The 24420-nt window shown below is 63.6% G+C and carries 23 protein-coding genes; 7 read left to right on the top strand and 16 right to left on the bottom strand.

Annotated features, from left to right (window positions below; all coding sequences use genetic code 11):
- Nucleotides 1–39: 39 nt before the first annotated feature.
- From BMW89_RS30580 to BMW89_RS30555, 6 genes are read right to left on the bottom strand one after another with little or no spacing between them, the layout of a single operon-like run.
- Complete coding sequence (locus BMW89_RS30580; RefSeq protein ID WP_092032906.1) at nt 40–825, bottom strand: ABC transporter permease; 786 nt, start codon at nt 823–825, stop codon at nt 40–42.
- Nucleotides 822–1679, bottom strand: coding sequence for an ABC transporter permease (locus BMW89_RS30575; RefSeq protein ID WP_244547732.1), 858 nt, complete (start codon nt 1677–1679; stop codon nt 822–824). Before BMW89_RS30575 ends, BMW89_RS30580 begins: the two co-directional genes overlap by 4 nt.
- Before the next feature lie 23 nt (nt 1680–1702).
- Entirely contained in the window at nt 1703–2749 is a 1047-nt protein-coding gene (locus tag BMW89_RS30570; RefSeq protein ID WP_092032898.1) for an ABC transporter substrate-binding protein, read from the bottom strand.
- Nucleotides 2750–2769: 20 nt separating this feature from the next.
- Nucleotides 2770–4077 (bottom strand): NAD(P)/FAD-dependent oxidoreductase, encoded by a 1308-nt coding sequence (locus tag BMW89_RS30565; protein ID WP_177196436.1) that lies wholly within the window; start codon nt 4075–4077, stop codon nt 2770–2772.
- 16 nt (nt 4078–4093) lie between these two features.
- Nucleotides 4094–4810: an HAD family hydrolase gene (locus BMW89_RS30560; RefSeq protein WP_092032888.1), complete on the bottom strand. Its 717-nt coding sequence runs from the start codon at nt 4808–4810 to the stop codon at nt 4094–4096.
- Nucleotides 4811–4843: 33 nt separating this feature from the next.
- Nucleotides 4844–5926 (bottom strand): ABC transporter ATP-binding protein, encoded by a 1083-nt coding sequence (locus tag BMW89_RS30555; RefSeq protein WP_092032885.1) that lies wholly within the window; start codon nt 5924–5926, stop codon nt 4844–4846.
- Between the two features lie 205 nt (nt 5927–6131).
- On the opposite strand from BMW89_RS30555, the gene BMW89_RS30550 reads away from it, so the two are divergent.
- Nucleotides 6132–7070: a LysR family transcriptional regulator gene (locus BMW89_RS30550; protein ID WP_092032882.1), complete on the top strand. Its 939-nt coding sequence runs from the start codon at nt 6132–6134 to the stop codon at nt 7068–7070.
- On the opposite strand, the gene BMW89_RS30545 is transcribed toward BMW89_RS30550, so the two are convergent.
- The 7 genes from BMW89_RS30545 to BMW89_RS30515 all read right to left on the bottom strand — a co-directional run bounded on the left by BMW89_RS30545 (nt 7064) and on the right by BMW89_RS30515 (nt 14447).
- Nucleotides 7064–7861, bottom strand: a complete 798-nt coding sequence (locus BMW89_RS30545) for a lipase family protein (RefSeq protein WP_244547731.1) — start codon at nt 7859–7861, stop codon at nt 7064–7066. The two genes, BMW89_RS30550 and BMW89_RS30545, sit on opposite strands and share 7 nt — an antisense overlap.
- A gap of 247 nt (nt 7862–8108) precedes the next feature.
- Nucleotides 8109–9299, bottom strand: a complete 1191-nt coding sequence (gene uxuA / locus BMW89_RS30540; RefSeq protein ID WP_092032875.1) for a mannonate dehydratase — start codon at nt 9297–9299, stop codon at nt 8109–8111.
- A gap of 15 nt (nt 9300–9314) precedes the next feature.
- Entirely contained in the window at nt 9315–10364 is a 1050-nt protein-coding gene (locus BMW89_RS30535; RefSeq protein WP_092032872.1) for an L-idonate 5-dehydrogenase, read from the bottom strand.
- Entirely contained in the window at nt 10361–11767 is a 1407-nt protein-coding gene (locus BMW89_RS30530) for a TRAP transporter large permease (protein ID WP_092033116.1), read from the bottom strand. Before BMW89_RS30530 ends, BMW89_RS30535 begins: the two co-directional genes overlap by 4 nt.
- A gap of 4 nt (nt 11768–11771) precedes the next feature.
- Complete coding sequence (locus BMW89_RS30525) at nt 11772–12350, bottom strand: TRAP transporter small permease (protein ID WP_092032869.1); 579 nt, start codon at nt 12348–12350, stop codon at nt 11772–11774.
- Between the two features lie 236 nt (nt 12351–12586).
- Complete coding sequence (locus BMW89_RS30520) at nt 12587–13546, bottom strand: sialic acid TRAP transporter substrate-binding protein SiaP (RefSeq protein ID WP_177196441.1); 960 nt, start codon at nt 13544–13546, stop codon at nt 12587–12589.
- A gap of 88 nt (nt 13547–13634) precedes the next feature.
- Nucleotides 13635–14447, bottom strand: a complete 813-nt coding sequence (locus BMW89_RS30515; RefSeq protein ID WP_092032862.1) for a FadR/GntR family transcriptional regulator — start codon at nt 14445–14447, stop codon at nt 13635–13637.
- 141 nt (nt 14448–14588) lie between these two features.
- Between BMW89_RS30515 and BMW89_RS30510 the strand changes: the two genes are divergently transcribed.
- Nucleotides 14589–16058, top strand: coding sequence for a mannitol dehydrogenase family protein (locus tag BMW89_RS30510; protein WP_092032859.1), 1470 nt, complete (start codon nt 14589–14591; stop codon nt 16056–16058).
- A gap of 98 nt (nt 16059–16156) precedes the next feature.
- A complete protein-coding gene (locus BMW89_RS30505) occupies nt 16157–16564 on the top strand; it encodes a nuclear transport factor 2 family protein (RefSeq protein ID WP_092032856.1) in 408 nt (135 codons plus the stop codon).
- 55 nt (nt 16565–16619) lie between these two features.
- Here the strand turns inward: BMW89_RS30505 and BMW89_RS30500 are convergent, their stop codons facing one another.
- Nucleotides 16620–17345: an HAD family hydrolase gene (locus tag BMW89_RS30500; RefSeq protein WP_177196435.1), complete on the bottom strand. Its 726-nt coding sequence runs from the start codon at nt 17343–17345 to the stop codon at nt 16620–16622.
- Nucleotides 17346–17468: 123 nt separating this feature from the next.
- Between BMW89_RS30500 and BMW89_RS30495 the strand changes: the two genes are divergently transcribed.
- Nucleotides 17469–18320, top strand: coding sequence for an SDR family oxidoreductase (locus tag BMW89_RS30495; RefSeq protein WP_092032853.1), 852 nt, complete (start codon nt 17469–17471; stop codon nt 18318–18320).
- A 112-nt stretch (nt 18321–18432) separates the two neighbouring features.
- Nucleotides 18433–19701, top strand: a complete 1269-nt coding sequence (locus tag BMW89_RS30490) for a serine hydrolase domain-containing protein (RefSeq protein WP_092032850.1) — start codon at nt 18433–18435, stop codon at nt 19699–19701.
- 57 nt (nt 19702–19758) lie between these two features.
- On the opposite strand, the gene BMW89_RS30485 is transcribed toward BMW89_RS30490, so the two are convergent.
- Nucleotides 19759–20646 carry a dienelactone hydrolase family protein gene (locus BMW89_RS30485; protein WP_092032846.1) on the bottom strand — a complete coding sequence of 296 codons (888 nt, stop codon included), beginning with the start codon at nt 20644–20646 and terminating at the stop codon, nt 19759–19761.
- Nucleotides 20647–21266: 620 nt separating this feature from the next.
- Between BMW89_RS30485 and BMW89_RS30475 the strand changes: the two genes are divergently transcribed.
- Entirely contained in the window at nt 21267–21845 is a 579-nt protein-coding gene (locus BMW89_RS30475; RefSeq protein WP_092032842.1) for a MarR family winged helix-turn-helix transcriptional regulator, read from the top strand.
- Nucleotides 21846–21858: 13 nt separating this feature from the next.
- On the opposite strand, the gene BMW89_RS30470 is transcribed toward BMW89_RS30475, so the two are convergent.
- A complete protein-coding gene (locus BMW89_RS30470) occupies nt 21859–22785 on the bottom strand; it encodes a hypothetical protein (RefSeq protein WP_092032838.1) in 927 nt (308 codons plus the stop codon).
- Between the two features lie 821 nt (nt 22786–23606).
- Here BMW89_RS30470 and BMW89_RS30460 point away from each other — a divergent pair.
- Nucleotides 23607–24377 carry a response regulator transcription factor gene (locus BMW89_RS30460; protein WP_177196440.1) on the top strand — a complete coding sequence of 257 codons (771 nt, stop codon included), beginning with the start codon at nt 23607–23609 and terminating at the stop codon, nt 24375–24377.
- Nucleotides 24378–24420 lie beyond the last annotated feature (43 nt).

Below are 24420 nucleotides of genomic sequence, written 5' to 3'. Positions count from 1 at the left end.
CGGCCGCCTTGATGACCCGAGAGCCGAGCGACACCGCCCTCACCCGCTCCCCTTCTGCCGCGTGCTCGCCAGCAGCACCAGCATGAAGGACGCTGCCGTCATCAGCGTCGAGATCGCGGCAATCGTCGGGTCGATCTCGTCGCGCAGCGCGGTGAACATGCGCTTGGTGAGCGGCTGATACTGGCCGCCTGAGATGAACAGCGCGACAATGGTTTCGTCCATCGCCGAGATGAAGGCAAAGATGCCGCCCGCAATCACGCTGGACTTGATCTGCGGCAGCGTCACCGCGAAGAAGCTGCGCAGGCGATTCATGCCGAGGCTGCGCGCCACCATCTCCTGCGCGGGGTCGAAGCTCTGCATGCCCGCCAGCACCGAAATAACGACGTAAGGCAATCCCAGCATCACGTTCGCCAGCACGAGGCCGGGCATGGTCGCGACCAGTCCAACTTTTGCATAGACGAAGAAGATGCCGATCGCGGTAATGATGATCGGCACGACCAGCGGCAGCAGCAGCGCTATGTGGATCACCCGCATGATGCGCAGCTTCGACTGGCTGATGGCATAGGCGGCGGCGACGCCAAGCGGCGTTGCGATCACGACGGTCAGTAACGCGACCGTCAGCGTCACCCGCGTCGCCTGCATCCAGGCGGAGTTGGAGAAATACTGCTGATACCAGCGCGTGGAAAATGACGGCGGTGGGAAGGTCAGGAAGCGCGCGCTGGAGAACGAGATCGGCGCGATGATCAGCACCGGCAGGATCAGATAGACCAGCACCAGTGCGCTGATCACGTAGAGGGCAATCCGTGCGGGTGACAATCGCGTCATTTCTGCCCCAGGATGCGATCGAGCGAGATGACGCGGCTGACGACAAAGAAGATCAACAGCACGCTGGCCAGCAGCACCACCGCCACCGCGCTCGCGGCACCAAACTGGTTGTAGAGCTCGACATTGCGGCTCACCAGCATCGACACCATCACGGTGCGACCGCCGCCGAGCAGCTCCGGCGTGATGTAGAAGCCGAGGCAGAGCACGAACACCATGGTACAGCCGGCGAGCACGCCCGGCAGCGACAGCGGCAGGAAGACACGAACAAAGGTCAGCGACGGGCTCGCGCCCAGGCTGGCGCCGGCCAGCATGAGGTCGCCGGGGATCTTTTGCATGGTGGCGTAGAGCGGCAGCACCATGAACGGCAGCAGGATGTGCACGGTCGCCACCACCGTGCCGAAGGTGTTGTGGACCAGCGCGAGCGGCTCGCTGATCACGTCAAGATAGCGCAGGAATTGATTGATCACGCCGGTGCGCTGGAGCAGCGCCAGCCAGGCATAGGCACGCACCAGCACGCTGGTCCAGAACGGCAGCACCACCAGTGAGAGGATGAGGATGCTCCAGCCTTTCGGCAACGAATTGGCGAGATAAGCCACGGGATAACCGAGCAGCAGCGCAATGATTGTCACCGCGAGGCTGATCTCGAAGGTCAGCGCAAAGCTGCGCCAGTAGATGTCTTCGGTGAAGACCCGGCGATAATTCTCCAGCGTAAAACCGTCATGGTAGATCGACTGCCAGGCCAGCCAGCCGACCGGCAGCACGATCAGCAGGAGAATCACGAGCAGCGCCGGCGACACCAATGCCAGCATCAGGCCGTGCTCGCGGCGCTGATGCTTTTGCGATGGATCGGACATTGATGTCGTCAACGCTGCCTCGCTCACTTCTGCATGAAGGACGCCCAACGCTTCTCGGCGGCTTCGCCCGCGGGCGAGGACCACCAGGCGTAGGACATCAGCGCCTGCTTCGATGCGTTCGCGGGCTCGCTCGGCAATTGCGCGGCGCGCTCGGGCTTGATCACGCTGGTCTCGAACGCCTTGGGATTGCCCGGGCCGTAATCGATGTTGAGCGGCAGATTGGCCTGGTGCACGGGATCAACGGCCTCGTTGAGGAATTTCACGGCGGCGTCGAGATTCGGCGCGCCCTTGAGGATGCAGAGCGAGGTGCTCTGCAAGATGCCCTGGTTGTAGGTGAAGGCAACCTTGGCGCCTTCCTTGGCGACCGCGCTGACGCGGCCGTTCCAGGCCATCTCCATGTCAACCTCGCCGTCATTCAATAGCTGCGCCGACTGCGCGCCTGATGTCCACCACACCGTAATGCTCGGCTTGATCTCTTCCAGTTTCTTGAAGGCGCGGTCGACGTCGAGCGGATAGAGCTTGTCGGGCGCGACGCCGTCGGCCATCAATGCGGCCTCGAGCGTGGCGAACGGGTGGTTGCGCAGGGCGCGGCGGCCGGGGAATTTCTTCACGTCCCAGAAATCCGCCCAGCTGTTCGGCGCATCCTTCGGGAACGTCTTCTGGCTGTAGGACAGCACGCTGGAATAGAACTCGTAGGATACCGAATAGGGACTGCGATAGGCCTCCGGCATCGCCGCGCCGTTTGGAATCTTCGAGAAGTCGAGCTTCTCCATCAGCCCCTGCTCGCCGCCCCGCAGGCAGTTGCCGGTGGGCGTATCGACGACATCCCAGATCGGCTTGCCGCTGCCGACCTGGGTCTTGATCGCGGGCCAGGCGTCGGGAATGGAGTCCTGGTTGATGGTGATGCCGAGCTTCTTGGCGGAAGGATCGAGGATCGCCACCGTCTGCGCCGCCTGATAGGCGCCGCCTTGCGAGACGAAGGTGATCTGCTCGGCGGCGCCGGCCGCGGTGGTAAAACCGATTGCGCCCAGCAGCGCGCAGCCCAATCCAAAGTGCTGTCTCATCGTCATCCTCGCCTCCTCCAAGTAAATCACTGACCGATCGCATCGAGAAACTGGTACCAGCCGGCGACCATGCGCACGGCCGGCTCGCGCAGCGGATAGAATGGGATCGCCTTCATGCGCCTGATATCGAGCAGCCCGACATCGGGCATCTCGCCGCGCACGAAGGCGGCGAGATAGCGGCCCATCAGGCTCGACATCGCAACGCCGGCGCCGTTGTAGCCCATCGAGACTAGCGTGCGGTCGTCGAGCCGACCGATATGTGGTACCGAATCCAGCGTCATGCCGACCAGGCCCGACCATTTGTAGGCGAGCGGGACATCAGCGAGGTCCGGAAAGATGCCGACCATCGCCTTGCGCAACGCATCGAAGGCGGCTTGCGAATCCTGCTTGCCGAACGCGCCACGGCCGCCAAAGATCACGCGGTTGTCGACCATGCGGAACCAGCGCATCATGCGCTTGGTCTCGGTGTAGCTACGCCCCGTCGGCATCAGCTGTCCCGCGAGATTGCGCGGCAGCTGGTCGGTGGCGATGATGGCGCTGCGGAACGGGATCAGCGTGCGCTGCATCTGCGCGGTCGCATCGGTCAGATCGGAATAGCTGTTGGTAGCGATGATCGCCTGCTTGGCGCGCACCGCGCCTTGCGGCGTCTCCGCGACGATGCCGTCCTTTTCGCGCCGCAGCCTCACCACCGGCGACTCCTGAAAAATCGGAACGCCGCGGCGCGCCACGCCGTCGGCGAGGCCGCGCAGATAGTTGAGCGGATGGATGCCGCCCGAGCCGGGATTGAGCACGCCGCCGACGAAGATGTCGGAGCCGGTCTCGTCACGCACTTGCCCCTTGTCGAGGATGCGGACCTCCGCATCGCCCATCTCACGCTTCATCCAGCTCGCTTCGTCGATCGCGGCCTTCAGCGTCGTCTCGTTATGCGCGGCCTTGACCTGGCCGACGCGGGTCAACGCGGCGCTGGTGATGCCGAATTCGGAGACCAGTTCCTCGACGATGTCGGTCGATTCATGCGCGATCTCGTACATGCGCCGCGCCATGGCGCGGCCATGCGTAGCGTCGATCTCGCGAAACGAGAGGCGAAATTTTGCGGTGATCACGCCGCCATTGCGGCCGCTCGCGCCCCAGCCTGGGCGGTTGGCTTCGAGCACGATTGGCGCGAGCCCGCTCTTGGCGATGTGGTGCGCCGCGGACAGGCCCGTATAGCCCGCACCGATGATCACCACATCCGCCTGTTGCTCGCCCGACAGCACGGGAAAGTCGCGCGCCGGCTCGGCTGTGGCTTCCCACAGCGAGTTGGCCGATGGCAGCGCGCTCCAGTCCCGTGTCATACCGCCGCTCACAAACTTACGCCGCCGGGCCGATGGCCGCGTCGGCGAGCGCCTTCAGCGTCGGGAAATGGAAGTCCGGTTTTGTCAGCGTCTCGACCATCGGCGTGCCGCCAAAACCGGCGATGCCCTGGCGGCGCTCGATCCAGCACACCTTGTAGCCGAGTTTTCGTGCGATCCCGATGTCGTGGTACTGGCTCTGCGCGACGTGCAGGATGTCGGACTGCTTGTAGCCGAAGGCCGACTGGCGGCCCTTGTTGTAGGCGAAGAATTCCGGATTGGGTTTTGCCACGCCAGTATCGTCGGCGCAGACGGTGTCGTCGAAGGGATTGCCGAGCGCATGCGCATAGCAAGACAGCGCGACGCGATCGGCATTGGTCATCGCAACCAGGCGAAACTTCGTGCGCAGCCGCTTCAGCGCCTCGACAGAATCCGCAAAGGGCCCCCAGCGCAGCACGGCGAGCTGGAATACGTCGCAGGATGCATCGTCAGACGCCAGTCCGAGCTCCTTGGCGAGATAGCGATAGACGTGGAACATCACCTCGCTCGAGCGCTCGTAATGCGCGTCGCGGCCACGCTTGTAGGATTCAAAAATCTTGTCGTCGCTGAGCTCGGCCGGCGTCTTGCCCGAGATCCTGCGCACCGCGGAGAGCACGCCGGTCTCGAAATCGATCAAGGTGCCGACGACGTCGAAGGTGAGAACCTTGAAATTGCTGAACGAGGCTGCTGACGACATTTTTTCTTCTCTCGGTTTGGACAAGGCTGGAGGCTAGTCGCTGCCCCTGGGCACGACGATGGTGTCCTCGGGGTGAAGGGTGACGGTGAGGCTGCCGCCGAGCGGCGGGATACGCTGGTACGCCTGGTGATAGGCCGGCTGGCGCAGGCTGAGCGCGATGCCATCCGCAAGCGCCAGGAAAATGCGAAGGCTCTCGCCCTGATAGACGATGTCGGTGACCGTCCCGGTCAGCCGGTTGCAGGCGGCATCCTGCGCGCCGTCGTCGATCAAGAGTTTTTCGCTGTGCACGGCGAGCATCAGCGCATCGCCATCGGGAATGGCGCGGGCGCTGCGCAACAGGGCATTGCCAAGCGCGACGCTGGAGGCATCGACGCGGCGGACCGGCAACATCGTGGCTTCGCCAATAAAACTGGCGACAAAGGAGTCCGCGGGATGATCGTGCAGGCGCTCGGGCGCGTCGATCTGGATCAGGCGGCCGTCCTTCATCACGGCGACGCGGTCGCTCATGGTCAGCGCCTCGCGCTGGTCATGGGTGACGTAGATGATGGTGGCGCCGATGCGCCGGTGCAGCGCCCGCAGCTCGATCTGCATGGATTCGCGCAGCTGCTTGTCGAGCGCGGAGAGCGGCTCGTCCATCAGGATCAGGCGCGGCTCGAAGATCATGGCGCGCGCAAGAGCCACGCGCTGGCGCTGGCCGCCGGAGAGTTGCGCGATGCCGCGTTCCTCATAGCCGGCAAGCCCGACCATCGCCAGCGCGGCCCGCACCTTGTCGGGCCAGACAGCTTTCGGCAGGCGGCGCGCGCGCAAGGGAAAGGCAACGTTCTCGCCGACGCTCATATGCGGGAACAGCGCGTAGTTCTGGAACACGACGCCGATGTCGCGCTTGTGCGGCGGCATGTAAGTGACGTCGCGGCCGCCGAAGAGAATTGTGCCTGACGTCGGCAGAATGAAGCCGCCCAATATTCCGAGCAACGTGGTCTTGCCGGAGCCGGAGGGACCGAGCAGCGAGACGAACTCGCCGGCGCCGACATTGAGGGACACGTCGTCGAGGGCGCGAACGGCGCCGTAGGCCTTGCTGGCCGACCTGATCTCGACGCTTTCCGCTCGTTTGTCCAACGATCGACCCCGCCATGTCCTGGCGTGCCTCACTGCGCGCCATAAGCCTGCTTTATAGACAGGGTATTGAAGCATTCAGAGGTGCAGCGTGCGCCGCACCAAATCTTCGCTCGCAAGCCCTGCATTTAGGCTGTCATGCCAATGACACCAGACTTGGCAAAATCCGGCAATTGCCAAATTCTCACCGCGCCCATAACATGGCGTTATGCCTGAGCTGCGCCGGATGCTGCCCTCCAGTAACGCCCTGTTCGTCTTTGACGCAGCGGCGCGCAATGGCAGCTTCACCGCGGCCGCCGCCGAACTGAACGTCACGCAGCCGGCAGTGAGCCGGATGCTCGGCCAGTTCGAGGAGCATCTCGGCGTCCGCCTGTTCGATCGCAAGGCAGGCCGCGCGGTGCTCACCGAGGAAGGCGAATTGCTTTATCGCCGCGTGCTCGAAGGCTTTCGCAGCATCGAGAGTGGGCTCGTCGAGATCGAGCGGCGGCGCAAGGGCACCGAAACGGTGACGCTGTCGGTCTCCTCCGCCTTCACCACGCATTGGCTGATGCCGCGCATCGACAAGCTGCAGAAACAATTTCCGCAAGTCGATTTGCGCTTCCAGCTGATCTCCGGCGCGTTGCGCGGGCCGGTGGAGAATGTCGATCTCGGCATGCGTTTTCGCGATCGCGACGAGCCGTCGTCCGGCGGCACGCTGGTGATGAGGGAAGTGATGCTGCCGATGTGCAGCCCCGGCTATCTCGGCGCGACCGATCCCACTGAGAGCAACACCATCATCCGCCTGGCCGAGACGCCCGGCGACTGGGCCGCGGATTACGCATCGCTGCTCACCGGCCGCCGCGGCGCGGCAAAGGCGCTGAGCTTCACCGATTATGCCGTCGTGATGCAGGCAGCACTCCTCGGCCAGGGCATCGCGCTCGGCTGGCTGACGGTCGCCTCGCACTGGTTGCTGACAGGCGCGCTGGTGCCGGCCTCCGATACGTTCACCACCACGCGCCGCATCTGCGAATTCCTGCCGCCGCGCAACCGGCCGATGCGCCCGATCGCCACCGAGATCCGCGACTGGATCATCGCGCAGATGCGAAGCGAGATCGCCGCGATCGACAAGCTCTATCCGAAACTCGGCGCGATGGCCGCCTGCTATTGAGCGGGCGTCAGCGCGGCGCAGTAACGATCGGGCAGATGATCGCCGATCCCCGGCGGCAGGGCCACGGTAAGCGCGCCGAGCGTATCCTTCCGCGCATTCTGTGAGAAGCCGACGAAGAGGCCGCGGAGCTGCTCTCCCAATCCGGCCTCCGCCATCGGCTCGTCTGAACCGGGGGCCGGCGGTGTCGCGCCGAATTTCGCACCTGAAGCGCAGCCGAGATAGCCGCCGACATGATGAAATCCGAGCAGTGGCGGCGGCACCGTGGGGACGATGTCGGCACCGTGCACCAAACGATAGGTGGTCGCTCCGAACGTGATGTTGTAAGGCGCGACGAAGTCGGCCCGGCCGACGCGCGGGCAGCCGAACAGATAGATCTGCGCGTTGCCCAGTTTAAGCTCCTGGCGCGCGAGATCCGCGATAACCACCGCGATGGCTGCGCCCAAACTGTGCCCGGTGATGAAGATCGGCGAGCCGTTGTCCCGCGCGGCCGCGAGCGCCACCTTCACGTCATTCCACACCGCCGCCGCCGCGTCGCGGAATCCTTGGTGCACGGCTTCCTGCGGCCGGCCGAGCGTGAAGTCGCTGACCCAGTTCAGAAGATGAAGCGGATCTGTGCCCGCGAAGGCGACAATGGTCGCATCATCCCGTTTGGCGATGACGCCTCGGGTGTCCGTCATCGGCAGCGACGATTTGGCGGGCTTGCTCAACACTGTTACGCCGGAGAGCTGCAAGAGCTTGGAAACAGCGTCGATGGTCGCGGGGACGTGCGTCTCGTAGGCGAGCTGCGACATCCACATCATCGCGCGCGCGGTACCGAGGTTGAAAGTGCTGGATGTATTGAAACCGGAGAAGGCGGCCCGATCATATTGCTCGGGCGGACGTTCGACCAGGAAGCTCATGTTCGGCTCCTATAAATGGCCTGTGGCTGCAATGCGTCAGTCAAAATGCAATGCAGCCACTCTGGCACACACAGGAACCCAAGACAATCTCTGCGAGCAACGGCCAGGGCCCTCGCAGCTTTAGGGAGGCCCTGCTGCCCTATCGATGCTCGATCGCCCTGATCGCACCTCGCAGCTCGGCGAGACCGCGGAGGCGGCCGATCGCGGTGTAGCCGGGATTGGTGCGCTTGGTGGCGGCGAGATCGTCCAGCATGCGGTGGCCGTGGTCGGGGCGGAACACGATCTGCTTGTCGGGCGAGCGCCGCGCGTTCTCCTTGAGCAGCGCCTTGAGCACCGCGATCATGTCGACGTCGCCATCGAGATGATCGGACTCGTAGAACGACAAGCTGCCCGCCTCGCGCTTGGTCGCGCGCAGATGGGCAAACCCAATGCGCGGGCCGAAGCGCTCGGCCATCTCGGGCAGATTGTTCTCCGCGCGTGCGCCGAGCGAACCTGTGCACAGGCAGATACCGTTGGCCTTTGACGGCACCGCATCGAACAGCGCCTGATAGTCGTCGGCGGTCGAGGCAATGCGCGGCAGGCCGAACAGCGCGCGCGGCGGATCGTCCGGATGCAGCGTCAGCGAGACGCCGAGCTGCTCGGCGATCGGCGCGACGCGGCCCAGAAATTCGGCGAGATGCTGCCGCAGGATTTTTGGCGTGATATCGCGATAGGTCTCCAACCGGTCCCGGAATTGCGGGATCGTCATCGGCTCGGTGGTCGAGCCCGGCAACGCGCTGGCGATCACCATGATGAGATAGTCGATGTCCGCCTGGCTCATCTGATCGAACAGCTTTTTCGCGTGCGCCTGCTGCTCGGGTGAATATTCCTGCACGGCGGCGGGGCGCTTCAGGATGTGCAGCTCGAACGCCGCAAAGCGATCCTGGTCGAAGCGCATCGCGCGGGCGCCGTTCGGCAACTCCCATTCGAGATCGGTGCGGCACCAGTCCACCACCGGCATGAAATTGTAGCAGATGATCTTGATGCCGGAAGCCGCGACCGCCTCCAGGCTCGCGATCCAGGCATCGATGGACTTCGTCGCCTTGCCCCCGAGACGCTTGACGTCGTCGGGGATCGGAATCGATTCCACCACCGACCAGGTCAGTTGCGAACGGCCGGGCTGGCCGTTCTCGATGAAATTCTTGCGCTCCTCGACGTCCTTGCGCGTCCAGGCTTCGCCGATCGGCACCTGATGTAGCGCCGAGACGATATCGGTCGCGCCGGCCTGCCTGACATCGTCGAGCGAGACCGGATCATCCGGCCCGTACCAGCGCCATCCTTCCAGCATCATGGGCATTCTCTCCAATCAGTTCGCGGTCAACACGACCTTGACGCTCTGCGAGCGGTCGAGCGCCAGCCGCAATGCGTCCGGCGCGGTCGAGAGCGGCCGCTCCGCCGTGACCAAAGACAGCACGTCGATGCTGCCGTTACCGATCAGCTCCACCGCGGTCATGAACTCGAAGCCGAAGCGGAACGAGCCACGCAGGTCGATCTCCTTGGCCATCACCGCATTCGCCGGTGTCGGAATCTGGCCTCCCGGCAAATTGCCGATCTGCACCACCACGCCACCGCGCCTGACGATGCCGATGGCGCTCGCAAGGCCCGCGGCCGTGCCCGAAACCTCGAATGCGACGTCATAGGGCCGCGCAGCCGCCTGCGCTTTCAAGCCTTCCTCACCGCCCACGACGTTCTCGACATGCGAGGCGCCGAGCCGGGTCGCAAAAGCGAGCGGAGCCGATGCGATGTCGGCTACCGTGACATCAGCCATGCCGGCGCGGCGCGCGGCGAGCATGGTCAGCAGGCCGATCGGGCCGGCGCCGAAGATGATGCCGCGCTTGCCTTCGATATTACCGGCGCGCGCGACCGCGTGCAGGCAGACGGAGAGCGGCTCGGCCAGCGCCGCGGCCTGATAAGATACGTGGTCCGGAATCTTCACGCATTGTGCCAGGATCGCGTCGAAATAATTGGCGAAGCCGCCCTGCATGTGCGGTGTCTTCGACGCCGATCCCATGAAGTAGATGTTTTCACAGAGGTTCGGCCGGCCCTCGCGGCAGGCGACGCAATGGCCACACCAGCGCGAGGGATTGACGGCGACGCGATCACCGACCTTCAGATTCGCTGCCGAGCCCGCGATCTCCACGACCTCGCCCGAGATCTCGTGGCCGAGCACCAGCGGCGACTTCACCACGAAATCGCCGGTGCGGGCATGACGGAAGTAGTGCATGTCCGAGCCGCAGATGCCGCCGGCGCCGAAGCGGATGCGCACCATGCCGGAGGCCAACTTCTCGAGCGGATGCTCGACCATGCGGAGATCTTCGGGGCCGAACAGGGTTGCGGCGAGAGCAGTGGAGGTCATTTGGAAAGTCCCATGTATTTTGGCAGCCAGAGGGTGAGTTCGGGAATGTAAGTGATCGCGATCAGCGCCAGCATCAGCGGCACCAGCCAGGGCAGGATCGCGACCGTCGTGCGCTCGACCGAAAGTTTTGCCACGCGGGCGAGTACGAACAGCACCATACCGAGCGGCGGATGCAACAGGCCGATCATCAGGTTCAGGGTCATGATCAGACCGAAATGGATCGGATCTATGCCGAGCTTGAGCACGATCGGCAGCAGGATCGGCACCAGAATGGTAATCGCCGCGGTGGTGTCGATGAAGCAGCCGACGAACAGGATCAGAACGTTGGCGAGCGCCAAAAACACCCATTTGTTGTGGGTTATGCTGAGCATCCAGTCCGAGAGCAGCTGGGCTGCCTGCGACACCGTGAGGAGCCAGGCGAAGATCGAGGCCGCGGTGACGATGAACAGCACCGAGGCCGTGGTCTCGATGGTGTCGAAGGTCGCCTTCGCCACCGTCTTCAGCGTCATGGTGCGGTAGCGGACGAGACCGAGGAACAGCGACCAGATCACGGCTGCGACGGCCGCTTCCGTCGGCGTGAACCAGCCGAGCGTCATGCCGCCGATCAGGATCACCGGCGCCATCAGCGCCATCACCGCCGAGAAGTCGAAATACCAGTCGATCGCGAGCAGCGCACTGAGCCCGATGACCACAGCCATGTTGGTCGACATGCCCGCAAGCGTCATCAGCCAGATCGCGAGCGGGAACGAGAGCACGACGGCGATCTCGAGTCCGGCCGAGCCGAGCTGCGGCCAGGAGAACGGCGTATCGCTGCCCCATTTGTTCTTGTAGGCGAAGTAGGTGACCGTCGCCATCATCAGCAGCGTCAGGACCACGCCGGGAATGACGCCTCCGAGGAACAGCGCGCCGATCGAGACGTTCGCCATCATGCCGTAGATCACGAAGGGCAGCGACGGCGGAATGATCGGGCCGAGCGTGGCCGAGGCCGCGGTGACGCCGACCGAAAACTCGGTGGAGTAGCCGTGGTCCTTCATCGCCTTGATCTCGATGGTGCCGAGGCCGGCCGCATCCGCGATCGCGGTGCCGGACATGCCGGAGAAGATCACCGAGCCGATGATGTTGACGTGGCCGAGGCCACCGCGCATCCAGCCAACCAGCGCGACGGCGAATTTGTAGATGCGGCCGGTGACGCCGGCGATGTTCATCAGATTGCCGGCCAGGATGAAGAACGGCACCGCAAGCAGCGGAAAGCTCTCGACGCCGGCGATCATGCGCTGCGCCAGCGTGACGTCGGGCGTCACGCCGCTGACCAGGATGTAGAGCAGCGACGACGACGCCATGGCAATCGCCACGGGAACGCCGAGCAGCATCAGGATGAGAAAGCCTCCAAGCAACAGCAGCATGATCTTATCCTTCAAAACCGTCGTAGGCGCCGGGACGTTCGAGGATCGAGTAGCCCTGTCGCAAATGTTGCACCGCTACCTGCACCGAGCGCACGAACATCAGCACGAAGCCGAGCAGCACGGCGTAGTAGACGTAGTCCTTAGGCAAATTGATCGTCGTCATCGACTCGTCGCCGATGATCCGGATGTAGACCCAGACCAGCTTGACGGCGTAACCGAAGAAGGCGATCCGGATCAGGTCGATCACCGTCGACAGCACGCGTGCCACGCGATGCGGCAAATAACGGTAGATGAGGTCGACCTGGATATGCCGCGACAGCCGCACGCACATCGACGAACCGATGAAGACCACGCCGATCAGGCAGTAGGTCGCGATCTCCTCGGTCCAGGCGTAGCTGTCGTTGAGCACGTAGCGGGTGAAGAACTGGAGGAAGACGGCGAGCGCCATCACCCAGAAGATCGCCAGTGCGACCCAGTCCTCGAAAGCGTAGACGCCGAGATCGACCTTCGGTGTCGCCTCCTCCTCGAAGGTATGGGCGATCTCGTCCCCGGTGATCTGCCGGTGCACTTCGGCGGTCGACATATGGTTACTCCCCAAACGACTTGAACGTCTTTCCGGGGCGGCTCGAAGAGCCGAACCCGGAATCTCGAATTGGTTTTACTGCCTTGGACTCGCTCCGCTCCTCATCCTGAGGAGCTTGCGAAGCAAGCGTCTCGAAGGATGGCCCGGGCGACACCTAAGCGACACCCGGGCCTTCATGGTTCGAGACGCGCTTCGCGCTCCTCACCATGAGGGTCGTGCAGCAAGGTTGGCGCCGTTTATTTCACCGCCTGAATCCGTTCCCAGTCGGCCTTGCGATAACCAAAGGTCTCGAACGGAACGTTCTTCAACACGGTGTCGCGGAACTCGTTCTTGTCGACCTCGGTCACGGTCAGGCCCTTCTCCTTGAAGAAGGCAACCAGCTTGGCTTCGTTCTGCTTGATCTCGTCGGTCGCCTTTGCGGCGGCTTCCTGCGCGACGTCGGTGAAGATCTTCTTGTCTTCGTCGCTGAGCTTCTTCCAGAGCGCGCCCGCCACCACCGTATTGAGGTGGTCGACGATGTGGCCGGTCAGCACGATGTGCTTCTGCACTTCGTAGAACTTCTTGGCCTCGATCGTGGTCAGCGGGTTCTCCTGCGCCTCAACCGTGCCGTTCTGGAGCGCGAGATAGACTTCGGCGAAGGCGATCGGCGCTGTGTTGGCGCCGCAGGCACGCGGCATCGCCAGATAGGCCGGAACGTCGGGCACGCGCATCTTCAGGCCCTTCAGGTCCGCACAGGTCTTGATCGGCTTGTTCGACGAAGTCTGGCGCACGCCGTAATAGGTCACCGCGACGATGTGGTGGCCGCTCTTGTCCTCATAGCCCTTGGCGAGCTCCTTGAAGATATCGCTCTTGGTGTAGGCGAGCAGATGATCGGCGTCGCGGAAGGTGTACGGATAATAGGTCACGCCGATCGGCGGAAAACTCTTGGCCGCGAAGCTCGAGCCGGAGATGATGATGTCGACCGAGCCGAGCGAGAGGCCCTGATTGATGTCGGCTTCCTTGCCGAGCTGCGAGGCCGGATAGACGTCGACCGTATAGCGCCCGTTGGTGCGCTTGCCGATCTCCTGCGCAGCCCACACCGAGGCGGTGTGGAACGGCTCCGAGGTTTCGTAGACGTGGGCCCATTTGAGCTTGGTCTGCGCCATGCCGACCTGGGTCGTGGCAATCATTGCTGCGGCCGAGACCGCCAGCACCATTGTCATTTTCTTCAACACTGACTTTTCCTCCATCTTCTAAGTCTGCTTCTTGTTCGCCCACCCCTAAGCGGAGGCGGGCCGCCCAAACTCATCGTCGCCGTGCGCTGCCGCTTTTGGCCGGCTTCTTCGGCGCTCTCTTTGGTTTTGCCGGCTTGGCCGCGGCTCGCGCGGGCCGAGCTCGCCCGGCAGGTGCCCCCGCCACGCCCTCGGCGCCGAAATTCTGCGCAAAGCGCTCCTGAGAGCGCGCCAGATGTTTTCGCATGGCATCGCGAGCGGCATCGGGATCATGTGCCGCAATCGCATCACGCACGGCACGGTGCTCGTCGAGCGCGGTGCGCCAGGTGCCCGGGCTCTCGAAATAATGTGCAAGCTGCGCGAAATAGGGATTGAGGCGCTGATCGAACAGCTCGCCGACCACGCGCACCAGAACGGCATTGCCGAGGCTGCCGGCGATCGCGACGTGGAAGGCGCGGTCGTGCACCATCGAGGCTTCGCCGGGATGTTCGACATTCTCCATCGCGACGAGCGACGCGTCGATGCGAGCGATATCGTCCTTGGTCGCCACGCGCGCGGCTTGCTCGGCGATGGCACCTTCGAGGAATTCGCGGGCGCGCAGCAGCTCGAACGGGCCCTCGATGCCGGCAGCCGGCAGCGCGGGCGCAGCATCCGCGGGCTCGGTCACATAGATGCCTGAACCGACGCGGATGCGGACGCGGCCCTCGACCTCGAGCGCGATCAGGGCTTCGCGCACCGTCGGCCTGGAGATCTTCAGCTGCTCGGCAAGCTCACGCTCGGTCGGCAAGCGGCTGCCGACCGCGTACTCGCCGCTGTCGATCAGGCTTCGCAATTGATCGGCGACCTGGCGATAAAGCCGTCTCGCCTCCACAGCTTCCAGCGGCACGCTGGTCCTCCCGAAGGGGTCGCACGGGTGGTTCACACCCGCGGCCCGCCAATTTTGGATAATTGGCCTTACCAATTGACCGGAGCATTGACCTGATACGGGCGCCATGTCAAGCAGCGGCAAAGCAAAGGGGAGACGTCCATGCGCCTTGGCCGCGCCAATCTCGACCGGCTGGCACCGTCCATCCGCCGCCCGGCCTATGACCGTTCGCGCGTCACGCCCGGTATCGTGCATCTTGGTCTCGGCGCCTTTCATCGCGCCCATCAAGCCGTCGTCATCGACGATTGCCTTGCCACTGGGGCCACATCGTGGGGCATCATCGGCGCAAGCCTGCGCAGCCCGGATACGCGCGACGCCCTCGCCCCGCAGGATCATCTCTACACTGTCGCCGTGCGCGCCGCCGAAGGCACCGAGCATCGCGTGATCGGCGCGCTGCTCGACAGCGTCGTCGCGCGCGAGAAGCCGGCAGCGCTGATCGAGCGGATGGCCGATCCCGCCATTCGCATCGTCTCGCTCACCGTCACGGAAAAAGGCTATTGCCACACGCCGCAGACCGGCGATCTCGACGAACGGCATCCTGATGTCGTGCACGATCTCAACAATTTTGATGCGCCGCGCTCGGCCCCGGGCTTCATCGTGGCGGCTCTTGCGCGCCGGCGCGCGCAGGGGCTTGCACCCTTCACCGTGCTGTGTTGCGACAATCTCGCCGCCAATGGTCACACCGTGCAGCGGATCGTGACACAGTTCGCCGCGCTACGGTCGAAGGACCTCGGCAAGTGGATTGCGGATGCGGCCGCGTTCCCCTGCACCATGGTCGATCGCATCGTGCCGGAAACGACTGATGCTGACCGCGATGCGGTCGCCTCGGCGCTCGGCATGCGCGACGCCTGGCCGGTCATGACCGAGCCATTCACGCAATGGGTGGTCGAGGATCGCTTTGCCGCAGGCCGGCCCGATCTTGCCGCAGCCGGCGTCGAGCTCGTCACCGACGTCAAGCCGTTCGAGCTGATGAAGCTGCGCCTTCTCAACGCCAGCCATTCGGCGCTGGCCTATCTCGGCTATCTCGCGGGTTACGAGACCATTGCCGACACCATGCAGGATCCGCATTTCGCGCGCCTTGCCGCGCAGGTGATGGAAGAAGCCGCGGTGACGCTGACGATGCCTGTTGGCACGGATCTCACCGCCTATCGCGCTTCGCTGCTGAAGCGCTTCGCCAATCCGGCGCTGCATCACCGCACCTGGCAGATCGCGATGGACGGCTCGCAGAAGCTGCCGCAGCGCCTGCTGAGCGCGATGCGGGATCGCCTCGCCAAGAACCTGCCGATCGCAACGCATGCACTCGCGGTCGCCGGCTGGATGCGCTACGTCACCGCGCTTGACGAGCAGGGCCGCGCCATCGACGTGCGCGATCCGCTTGCCGCCGAATTCGCCGCGCTGGCGCGTGAGGCGGGTCTCGTGGCTGACAAGCTCGCACCCGCATTGCTCGGCGTTGGAAAAGTGTTCGGGGCGCTGGGTGCCGAGCCGCGCCTGCGCGAGGCCGTGACCTCAGCGCTCGGCCGTCTTTATCAGGACGGTGCGCGGCGGGCGGTGGAGACGTTAGTCTCGGCGTGATCACAAAGCGGGCAATGCTGCACTGCGGTCAAAATCGAACGCAAAATCGAACGGAAGTCGCGCTTGATTTTTGCCTGCCATTGCCGCACCCGAGAGGCATGGCAAAGGACAGCAAGATCATCGCCGCCAACGCGGCCTTCTACGACGCCTTCTCAACCGGCGATTTCGACGGAATGGAGCGGATGTGGGCGGATGACGACGCCATTTCCTGCATCCATCCGGGCTGGCCGGCGATCGTCGGACGCGCCACTGTAATCGGAAGCTGGCGCGACATCCTGCAAAATCCTGAACGGCCGCAGATCGTCTGCGCCGAACCGCAGGCGATTGTCGATGGCGACAGTGCGCGCGTGCTCTGCATCGAGATCGTCGACGGCACTGCTTTGGCCGCGGCCAACCATTTTCGTCGTGTCGGCGACGGCTGGCGCCTGGTCCACCATCAGTCGAGCCCCATTGCGCAAATTGTCGAGCAGGCCGAAGACGATAGAGCGAGCCACCGGGTGCACTGACGATGGCCCTCACGCCGGCGTGATCTGCTGTGCATGGGGTTGTTTTTCACATTTTTTATTTTGAGCCCCCGAGTTCCGACAAATCGTCCAGCACAGCTCGCGCTTCGCTGAAATCATCGTCTCCAAAAAACATGCTTTTGGTGATGAGGACGGGGATGCCGGCACGCGAAGCCGCGATCAATCCATTGCCGGAATCCTCGATCGCAACGCACTCGGAGCCGTGCAGTCCCAGTCGGGCCAGAACTTCGAGATAGACATCCGGCGCGGGCTTCTTGTGCCTGACGTCATCGCCGGCAACGACCGCATCAAAATCCGCCGCCCAGCGTGTGCCCAGCGCCTGCGACAGCAGCGCATCGATATTGCCATGTGACGTGGTGGTCGCGATCGCAAGCCGCTGCCCGCGCATCCCGGCCGCAACAAGCAGCTCCGCCACGCCGGGCCTTAAGGGACAGCAGCCGGTTTCGATCAGGCCGGCATAATGCGCGGTCTTGATGCGGTGAAGCTCGGCGATATCAGCGTCCGACAATGGCGGAGCGATCTCCAACTGCGCGTGGTAAGCGCGCATGCGCTCCTTGCCGCCCGTCACCCGCAGCAGGTCCTTGTAGACGGCACGGTCCCATTGCCAGTCGAGACCGGCCCGAGCGAAGGCATGGTTGAAGGCCTGCCGGTGCAGTTCCTCGGTCTCGGCCAGGGTGCCGTCGACATCGAAGATCAGCGCCGCCGCGTGGCGGATCAGCTCTGCCGCGCCGGATGGCGCTATGGTGCCCGCTTCTGCCTGCATGCGCGACCATCGCCCGCACTTGCAGGCGAGTAAAATCGCAATATCTTTTACCGGACCCAAAAATCTCTTATGAGCGGGGTGCGCACTGGCGCGAACGGGAACTCCGGCCTGCACGGGAGATTCATGCGGCTCTTCATCCTTGGCCTCGGCTACAGTGCTGGGCATTTCGTCCGCCAATACGGCGGCAGCTTCTCGCATATCGCCGGCACCGTGCGCGATCCCGGAAAGCGGGACGACCTCGCTGGCATCGAGGTGCACGCATTTTCCGGTAACAGTCCCGCGCGCAAAACCGTCGAGCTGGTCCGCGATGCCGATGTCCTTCTCGTATCGATCCCGCCCGGCAGCGCCGGCGATCCCGCACTCGCGGCCTTCGGCGATGTGCTGGCGGTGGGCCACCGCCGGAAGGTGATCTATCTCGCCACCATCGGCGTGTATGGCGACCACGGCGGCGCATGGGTCGATGAGAGCACACCGCCAATCGCCACCTTCGATCGCACCCGGCAGCGGCTCGCGGCGGAGCAGGCCTGGACGGAAACCGCACATGGCGATGTCGTAATCCTGCGACTTGCAGGCATCTACGGCCCCGGCCGCAACGCGCTGGTGACACTGCGCGCGGGCACCGCTCGACGCATCATTAAGCCCGGACAGGTCTTCAACCGCATCCACGTCGACGATATCGCAAGTGCGATCATGGCCGCGCTTCGTCATCAGGGAGGCGGCATCTTTAACGTCTGCGACGACGAGCCCGCGCCGCCGCAGGACGTGATTGCCTATGCCGCGGAACTCATGGGCGTGGCACCGCCGCCGGAAGAACCGTTCGCGACGGCCGAGATGTCGGCGATGGCGCGCAGCTTCTATGCCAGCAGCGCCCGTGTCTCCAATGCGAAACTGAAGCGCGAGCTCGGCATCACGCTGGCGTATCCGACCTACCGCCACGCCCTGGATGCTTTGTGGCGCGCGGGGGAAGGACGATAGGATTCCCGCGCCTCCCTGACATGCCCGGCCCGCGCTTGACTTCGACCCGGTGCGGTCGTGATCTAGGCGCTCGGCGAGCCACTGCATAACGAGCTCGCCTTGGGAGGATATAATGAAAAAGACGATCGCCATGATCGCGGCGGCCGCTGCCGTCATTACGTTCGGTGCCGCGCGCGCCGCACCGCTGCCCGAAGCCAACCCTGATGACACCGGTTTCTCGAAGCAGGGGCTTGCGCGGCTCGACAGTTTCTTCGCCCGCGAGATCGCCGCCAAGCGCGTACCCGGCGCAGTCGTGGCGGTGGCACGGGACGGCAAGCTCGTGCACTACAAGGCCTACGGCATGCTCGACCCGGACAAGGGCACGCCGATGCCGGTCGATGCGATCTTCGCGCTGGCCTCGATGACCAAGCCGATGGCGGCGGTCGCAGGCCTGACGCTGATGGAGAAAGGCCAGTTGCCGCTCCAGGCCAAGCTGTCCGATTACTATCCCGGCTTTGCCGACATGAAGGTCGGCGCGACCGAGGCCAACGGCTCGCTCAAGCTCGAGCCGCAGGCGTCGCCGATCTTCATCCACGATCTCTACCGGCATACGTCCGGATTGATGTATGGCGGCCGCCCGGACAGTTCGAGCGCGGTGGCACGGCTTTACCCTGACGGCGTCGCGCCGGCGATCGAGGGCGACACCCAGGCCTTCATCGATCGCATCACGAAACTGCCGCTGGCGCATCAGCCATCGACCGAGTTCGAATACGGCTTTTCGATCGATGTGCTCGGCGCCGTCGTCGAGAAGGTGAGCGAGCAGAAGCTCGGCGATTATCTCGCCACCAATGTCTGGCAGCCGCTCGGCATGAAGGACGCGACCTTCCACCCGACCGACGCACAGCGCCCGCGCCTCGCCCGCCCGTTTGCCAACGATCCGCTGACCGGCAAGCCGCAGACCATCAAGCTTCTGGACACGCCGACCCAGTTCGATTGCGGCGGCGCCTGCTCGTTCGCGACGGTCGGCGACTACATCCGCTTCGGGCAGATGCTGCTCAACGGCGGCGAGCTCGACGGCCAGCGCATCCTCTCCCCGAAAACCGTGCACCACATGACGACCAACCACCTCGGCCCCGAGATCAAGAACAACGTGGCGAATATCGAGCCGCATCGCGCCGGCTTCGGCTTTGGCCTCGCGGTCGCGGTCCGCACCAGCGAAGGCCTGTCGTCGGTCCCCGGCAATCCCGGCGAGTTCACCTGGAATGGTGCGTTCGGGACGCAGTTCTTCTGCGATCCGAAGGAGCGTCTCGTCGTGGTGGTGGGAACCGCGGCGCCGGGCGAGCTGCGCAAATACTATCGCGAGCAGGTCCAGGACATCGTCTATGGCGCGATGACGAAGTGAGACTGCGCCTTGATACAAGGAGGGCGGCCGATTGGGCCGCCCTCCACAAGTCCGCTATCAGCTCAACACGCCGTATTTCTTGAACCAGGCCTCAGCCTGCTTCCAGGCATCCTCCGCCGCATCCTTGCGGTAGCTGCCGCGGTAATCGGCATGAAAGCCGTGCGGCGCTTCGGGATAGATCTTGAATTCGGCCGTCTTCTTGTTCTCCGCGAGCGCGGCCTTCATCTGCTCGACCTGGGCGACGGAGATGCCGGTATCGGCGCCGCCATAGAGGCCAAGCACCGGCGCCTTCATCTCCGGGGCGAGCTGCATCGGGCTCTTCGGCCACAGCGGATTGGCGGGATCGACCACCGTGCCGTAGAAGGCAACGCCGGCCTTGAGGCTGCCGCTGTGGGCCGCATATTCCCAGACCGTGCGCCCGCCGCGGCAGAAGCCGATGATGCCGAGCTTGGCGATGTCGCCGCCCTGCGATCCCGCCCATGCCACCACCGCGTCGAGGTCGGACAGCAGTTCGGCGTCCGGCTTGGAATTGACGACCGGCAGCAGGTCCTTGATCTCGGCGATCTTGGTCAGATCAGTGCCCTTACGGAAGTAATAGTCGGGCGCGATGGCGAAGGCACCGAGCTTGGCGAGGCGCCGCGTCACGTCCTTGATGTATTCGTGCAGGCCGAAGATCTCCATTGCCACGATGATCACCGGCGCCTTGGTGTTGCCGGCGGGGCGGGCGAAATAGGCAGGCATCTCCTCGGAACCGACCTTGATCTTGGCCTCGCCGGCCTGAAGGCCGCCGGTGTCGGTCGTGATGGCCTCGGCACGGACTGGACCGGCCGCGAGCGTATAGCCGGCAGCGACGGCCGCGGTGGCGCTCATGAATCCGCGGCGCGAGACCGGGGCGACCTTGGTCAGCCCGACGACATCGGATGTCATGGTGGTTTCGAAGCTCATCGGCCTATCCCTTCCGGCTGCCTATAATGATACCCCCCAGGGGCGACGCATTCGCCAATAGTTGCCGGGGAAACGCAAATCACCAGCCTGCGAGCATGGTGCCGTCAGTCTCATCCCTTCGTCGGCACGAACGGACCAGCCGCGCCAGTTGCCCGGATTTGAACATGTGCTGGATTTAACCGCGTAGCCGCGCTGCGACGCAACATCCATTAACTGAAAATTGCAGTTCTCCCGCCGCCCCAATCCGGTCAGAAGTTGCAGACACGCCGCCTCTTCGCGCAATTCGAAACGCTCCGCCGCAACAAATAGGCTGCGCAGTGGCCGCAACGACACATCATGTTGCACGGATGCTTCGCGCTATCGGAATCCGGCACGCGAACCGCAGTCATTTGACTGAAATTTTCGGAAGAGTTGAGCCGTGCAGTTTACTCGAACTTTCTTTGTGACGCTCTAGTTGCACGGCCAGAAGTTCCATCTCCGGAAACGGAGAGACATCTTCCCTCCGTCGCGCGCTCCGCCGTCAATCTCGGACGAAGGATCGCTCGAGAGCTCATTGTCGTCCACCAGATTGCGCTACCCAAGGCTCAATTGAATAAAGCTTTATCCGACCTGGAATTAAAATGAGTTTGCCCCGCGAATCGATTGAACTGATGGAGCAGGTTGCGCGAATCCTGTGGTTCGAAGGCACCAAGCACGGCTTGCGCGACCGCGAGTGGATGGCGCTGCGTTTTCTCTCTCGCGCCAACCGGTTTTCCCGCACGCCCTCGGCGCTCGCGAGTTACGTCGGCACCACGCGCGGCACCGCCTCGTTCATCATCAGCGAGCTCGAGCGGCTCGGCTATATCGAGCGAAAGCGGTCGGCCAAGGACAAACGGTCGGTAATGCTCACCGTCACGCAGCAGGGCAAGAAGTTCCTGGCGCGCGATCCCGTCAACGTTCTCGTCGAGGCGATTGCCGTTCTCGACGACGAGGCCAAGATTCATTTCCGCGACGCGCTCCGCCACGTGCTCGATCAGTCGGATGCCGCCGAGCAGCGTCACCATACCGACGTCTGCAAGCGCTGCATCTTCCTCCGGGAGGACCGCACCACCGCGGACGGCAAGACCACGGTCGAGTTCAGCTGCCGCCTGTTCCGCGCACCGATCGCAGAGCCGGAAATCGAGCTGCTATGCACCAGCTTCGAGCATCACCGTCAATAGAAGGCGTCGTCGATCAGGGCGTCGCCTTGCGTGACGAATAGATGACGCCGCCGCTGGACTCCACCACCAAGCGCCCGTTCTCGTTCCTGATCTCCTCGATACGACCCAGGCCGGGCACCTGCTGTCCCAACACCGCCTCGATGACACCGTTCGGGCTCTGCAGGATCGCGATCCCCTCATAGGCCTGGCGGACCGACCAGCCCTTGACCACTTTTCGCGGTGCTGACGGAGGTACCGAGCCCGTGATCTCGGGCGATGCGAGCGACGCCATCATCGGTGCAGCCTGTGTCGGCTGCGATTGCACCGCTGCCGGCGCCGGAACCTGCGCGAGGGCGAGCTTGTCGAGCTTCGCGGTCGAGGACGAGCTGACCCGCTCGATTCGGTCGAGATTCTCGCCGAACCTGCCGAAACGATCATTGGTCGCCTTGCTCGATTGATCGACCGCGGTGCGCAGGCCGTCGAGATTTTCGGACACGCCAGACACCTGCTTGCGCAGCTGCGCGACGGTCTCGCGCAGATTCCTGATCTCCGTATTGGCCGCAACGCTGTTCTGGGCGGGCTGCGTGGTGGTGAGATATGCGATCACGCCGGTGCAGGCGCAGACCACCAAGACGGCGGCGACCGCCAATGTCGCGAGCGGCGCCACCCATGTCGGGCGTGGCGGCGGCGGCTTGGCCACGATCACGGCCGGCTTCATCACGACCGGCGCGGGCTTGGGTATCGCCATCTTGTCGAGGCGCGCCTTGGCGCGAATGCGCTTCAACCCCTCGAGCGCTTCTTTCGCGAGAGTTTCGTCGCTCGACGCAGCCGACATACGTTTTGCACTTGCCGCGGGCTGTGCCGCCTGCGTCGTGTTTGTATTGCGCGCTTCGGGAGCCGGCTTCGCCGCCGCGGAAATATCGGCGGTCGCGCCGGGACGAGCTTGTCCATCGGACAACATGTGAAAATGCTCCGTTCGCTTCGATCTTTCGAACGATGAATTTATTCGTCGAAGCTTGTCTGAAACGTGCGCATCGAAAACTTTTCATCGCGCGCGATGCGACGTCAAATGAGTCAAACGCGTCACGCACGTGGCGAGAGTGCGACTCGAAAGACACACCCTCGCCAAGATTTCGCCAAGCTGGAGTCTCCTCGCCATACATGAGTCGAATTGTCGCATGTGGAAACACGGTGGACAGAGTCAATCCGGGGTTGAAAACCCTCCCCTGCGCGTGCCTCGCAGCACTACCCAAAATAGCTGTGATTATACGGGGATGCGGAACTATAGAACCGTCACGGTGCAAAACTAGTTCGAAATCCAAATCAACTGATGCGATTGAATATATCAAGAAACAACTGGAAACAAACAAACAGCAGCAAGAACACATAGCAATCGCTTCGTTGCGCGCGCTTGATCGGAAATCGGCAATTGTTACGGTCCTACTCAAGTGATTCTCGCCAGTTGGCGAGGAGATCGACTGGGTTCAGTAGCGTTCGGACGCGATAGGCAACTTGGCGCAACTGTTCTAGGTCGCTGTCTCAATCCGCTCCGCGAGGTGATCCGTAAGACACCCGCCGAGCCTCACGCAGTAAGCGTTCAGTATCGAGTCGAAGTAACAGGCCCGCGAAAAGCGCAGGCACTGAATGCGTAGGGCTGCCCGCGAATATCAAACCGTAATAAGGGTTCGCGGGATGGGAAATATCGTCAAACAGCATGGTCGCCGAGCCGGGCATCACAACAACCACCGGCCGCGACAAATGCGAAACAGGGGCGAAAGACTGATGTATATTATCGTTGATGATCGCGAGAGCGTCACGAACAGCTACGTTGGAGGGCTCGTTCGCGAAGGTGTATCGTCGATCGGTTTCTCCTCCGGAGAATTCTGGGAGTGGCTGCAATCTGCGAGTGAATCGGATCTGGCGGCGGTCGACGCCTTCCTTCTCGGGGATTGCGATGCCCGCGGAAGCCTGCCGCGGGCAATGCGCAAGCGCTCCGCGGCACCCATCATCGCCATGAGCGGCCAGAAGATGCTCAAGAACACGCTGGAGCTGTTCGAATCGGGCGTCGACGACGTCGTGCATGTACCGATCCACCTGCGCGAGATCCTCGCCCGAACGGCCGCGATCGCGCGCCGCCGGGTGGGCGACCTGCCGAAACCCTGTGAGACCAGGATCCAGGTCTTCTTCAACGGGCGAGACCCCGAGATCGCGGGCCACGCCCTCACCCTGCCCCGCCGCGAACTGCGCATTCTCGAATATATGGTCAGCAACCACGGCAAGTGGATCACCAAGACGCAGATCTTCAACGCGGTCTACGGCATCTTTGAGTCCACTTTCGACGAGAGCGTAATCGAGAGCCACGTCAGCAAGCTGCGCAAGAAGCTCCGCGACCGCCTCGGCTTCGATGCGGTCGTGGCAAGGCGCTACGTCGGATACCGCCTCAACATCCCGGCTGGCGAGACCATCGACGTGCCGATGCAGGAGCTCGACGAGGTCGGCATCCTCCTCAACAGGGCGCATACCGCCCCGGCGGCGTATCCGGCCGGAAACTAACGGACAGGGCACCGCCACGAAACAGACAATGGCCTCTGCGGAG

It is taken from the genome of Bradyrhizobium sp. OK095, assembly GCF_900109945.1.
Classification (GTDB): domain Bacteria; phylum Pseudomonadota; class Alphaproteobacteria; order Rhizobiales; family Xanthobacteraceae; genus Bradyrhizobium.
This window is presented reverse-complemented; position numbering and strand designations above follow the sequence as displayed.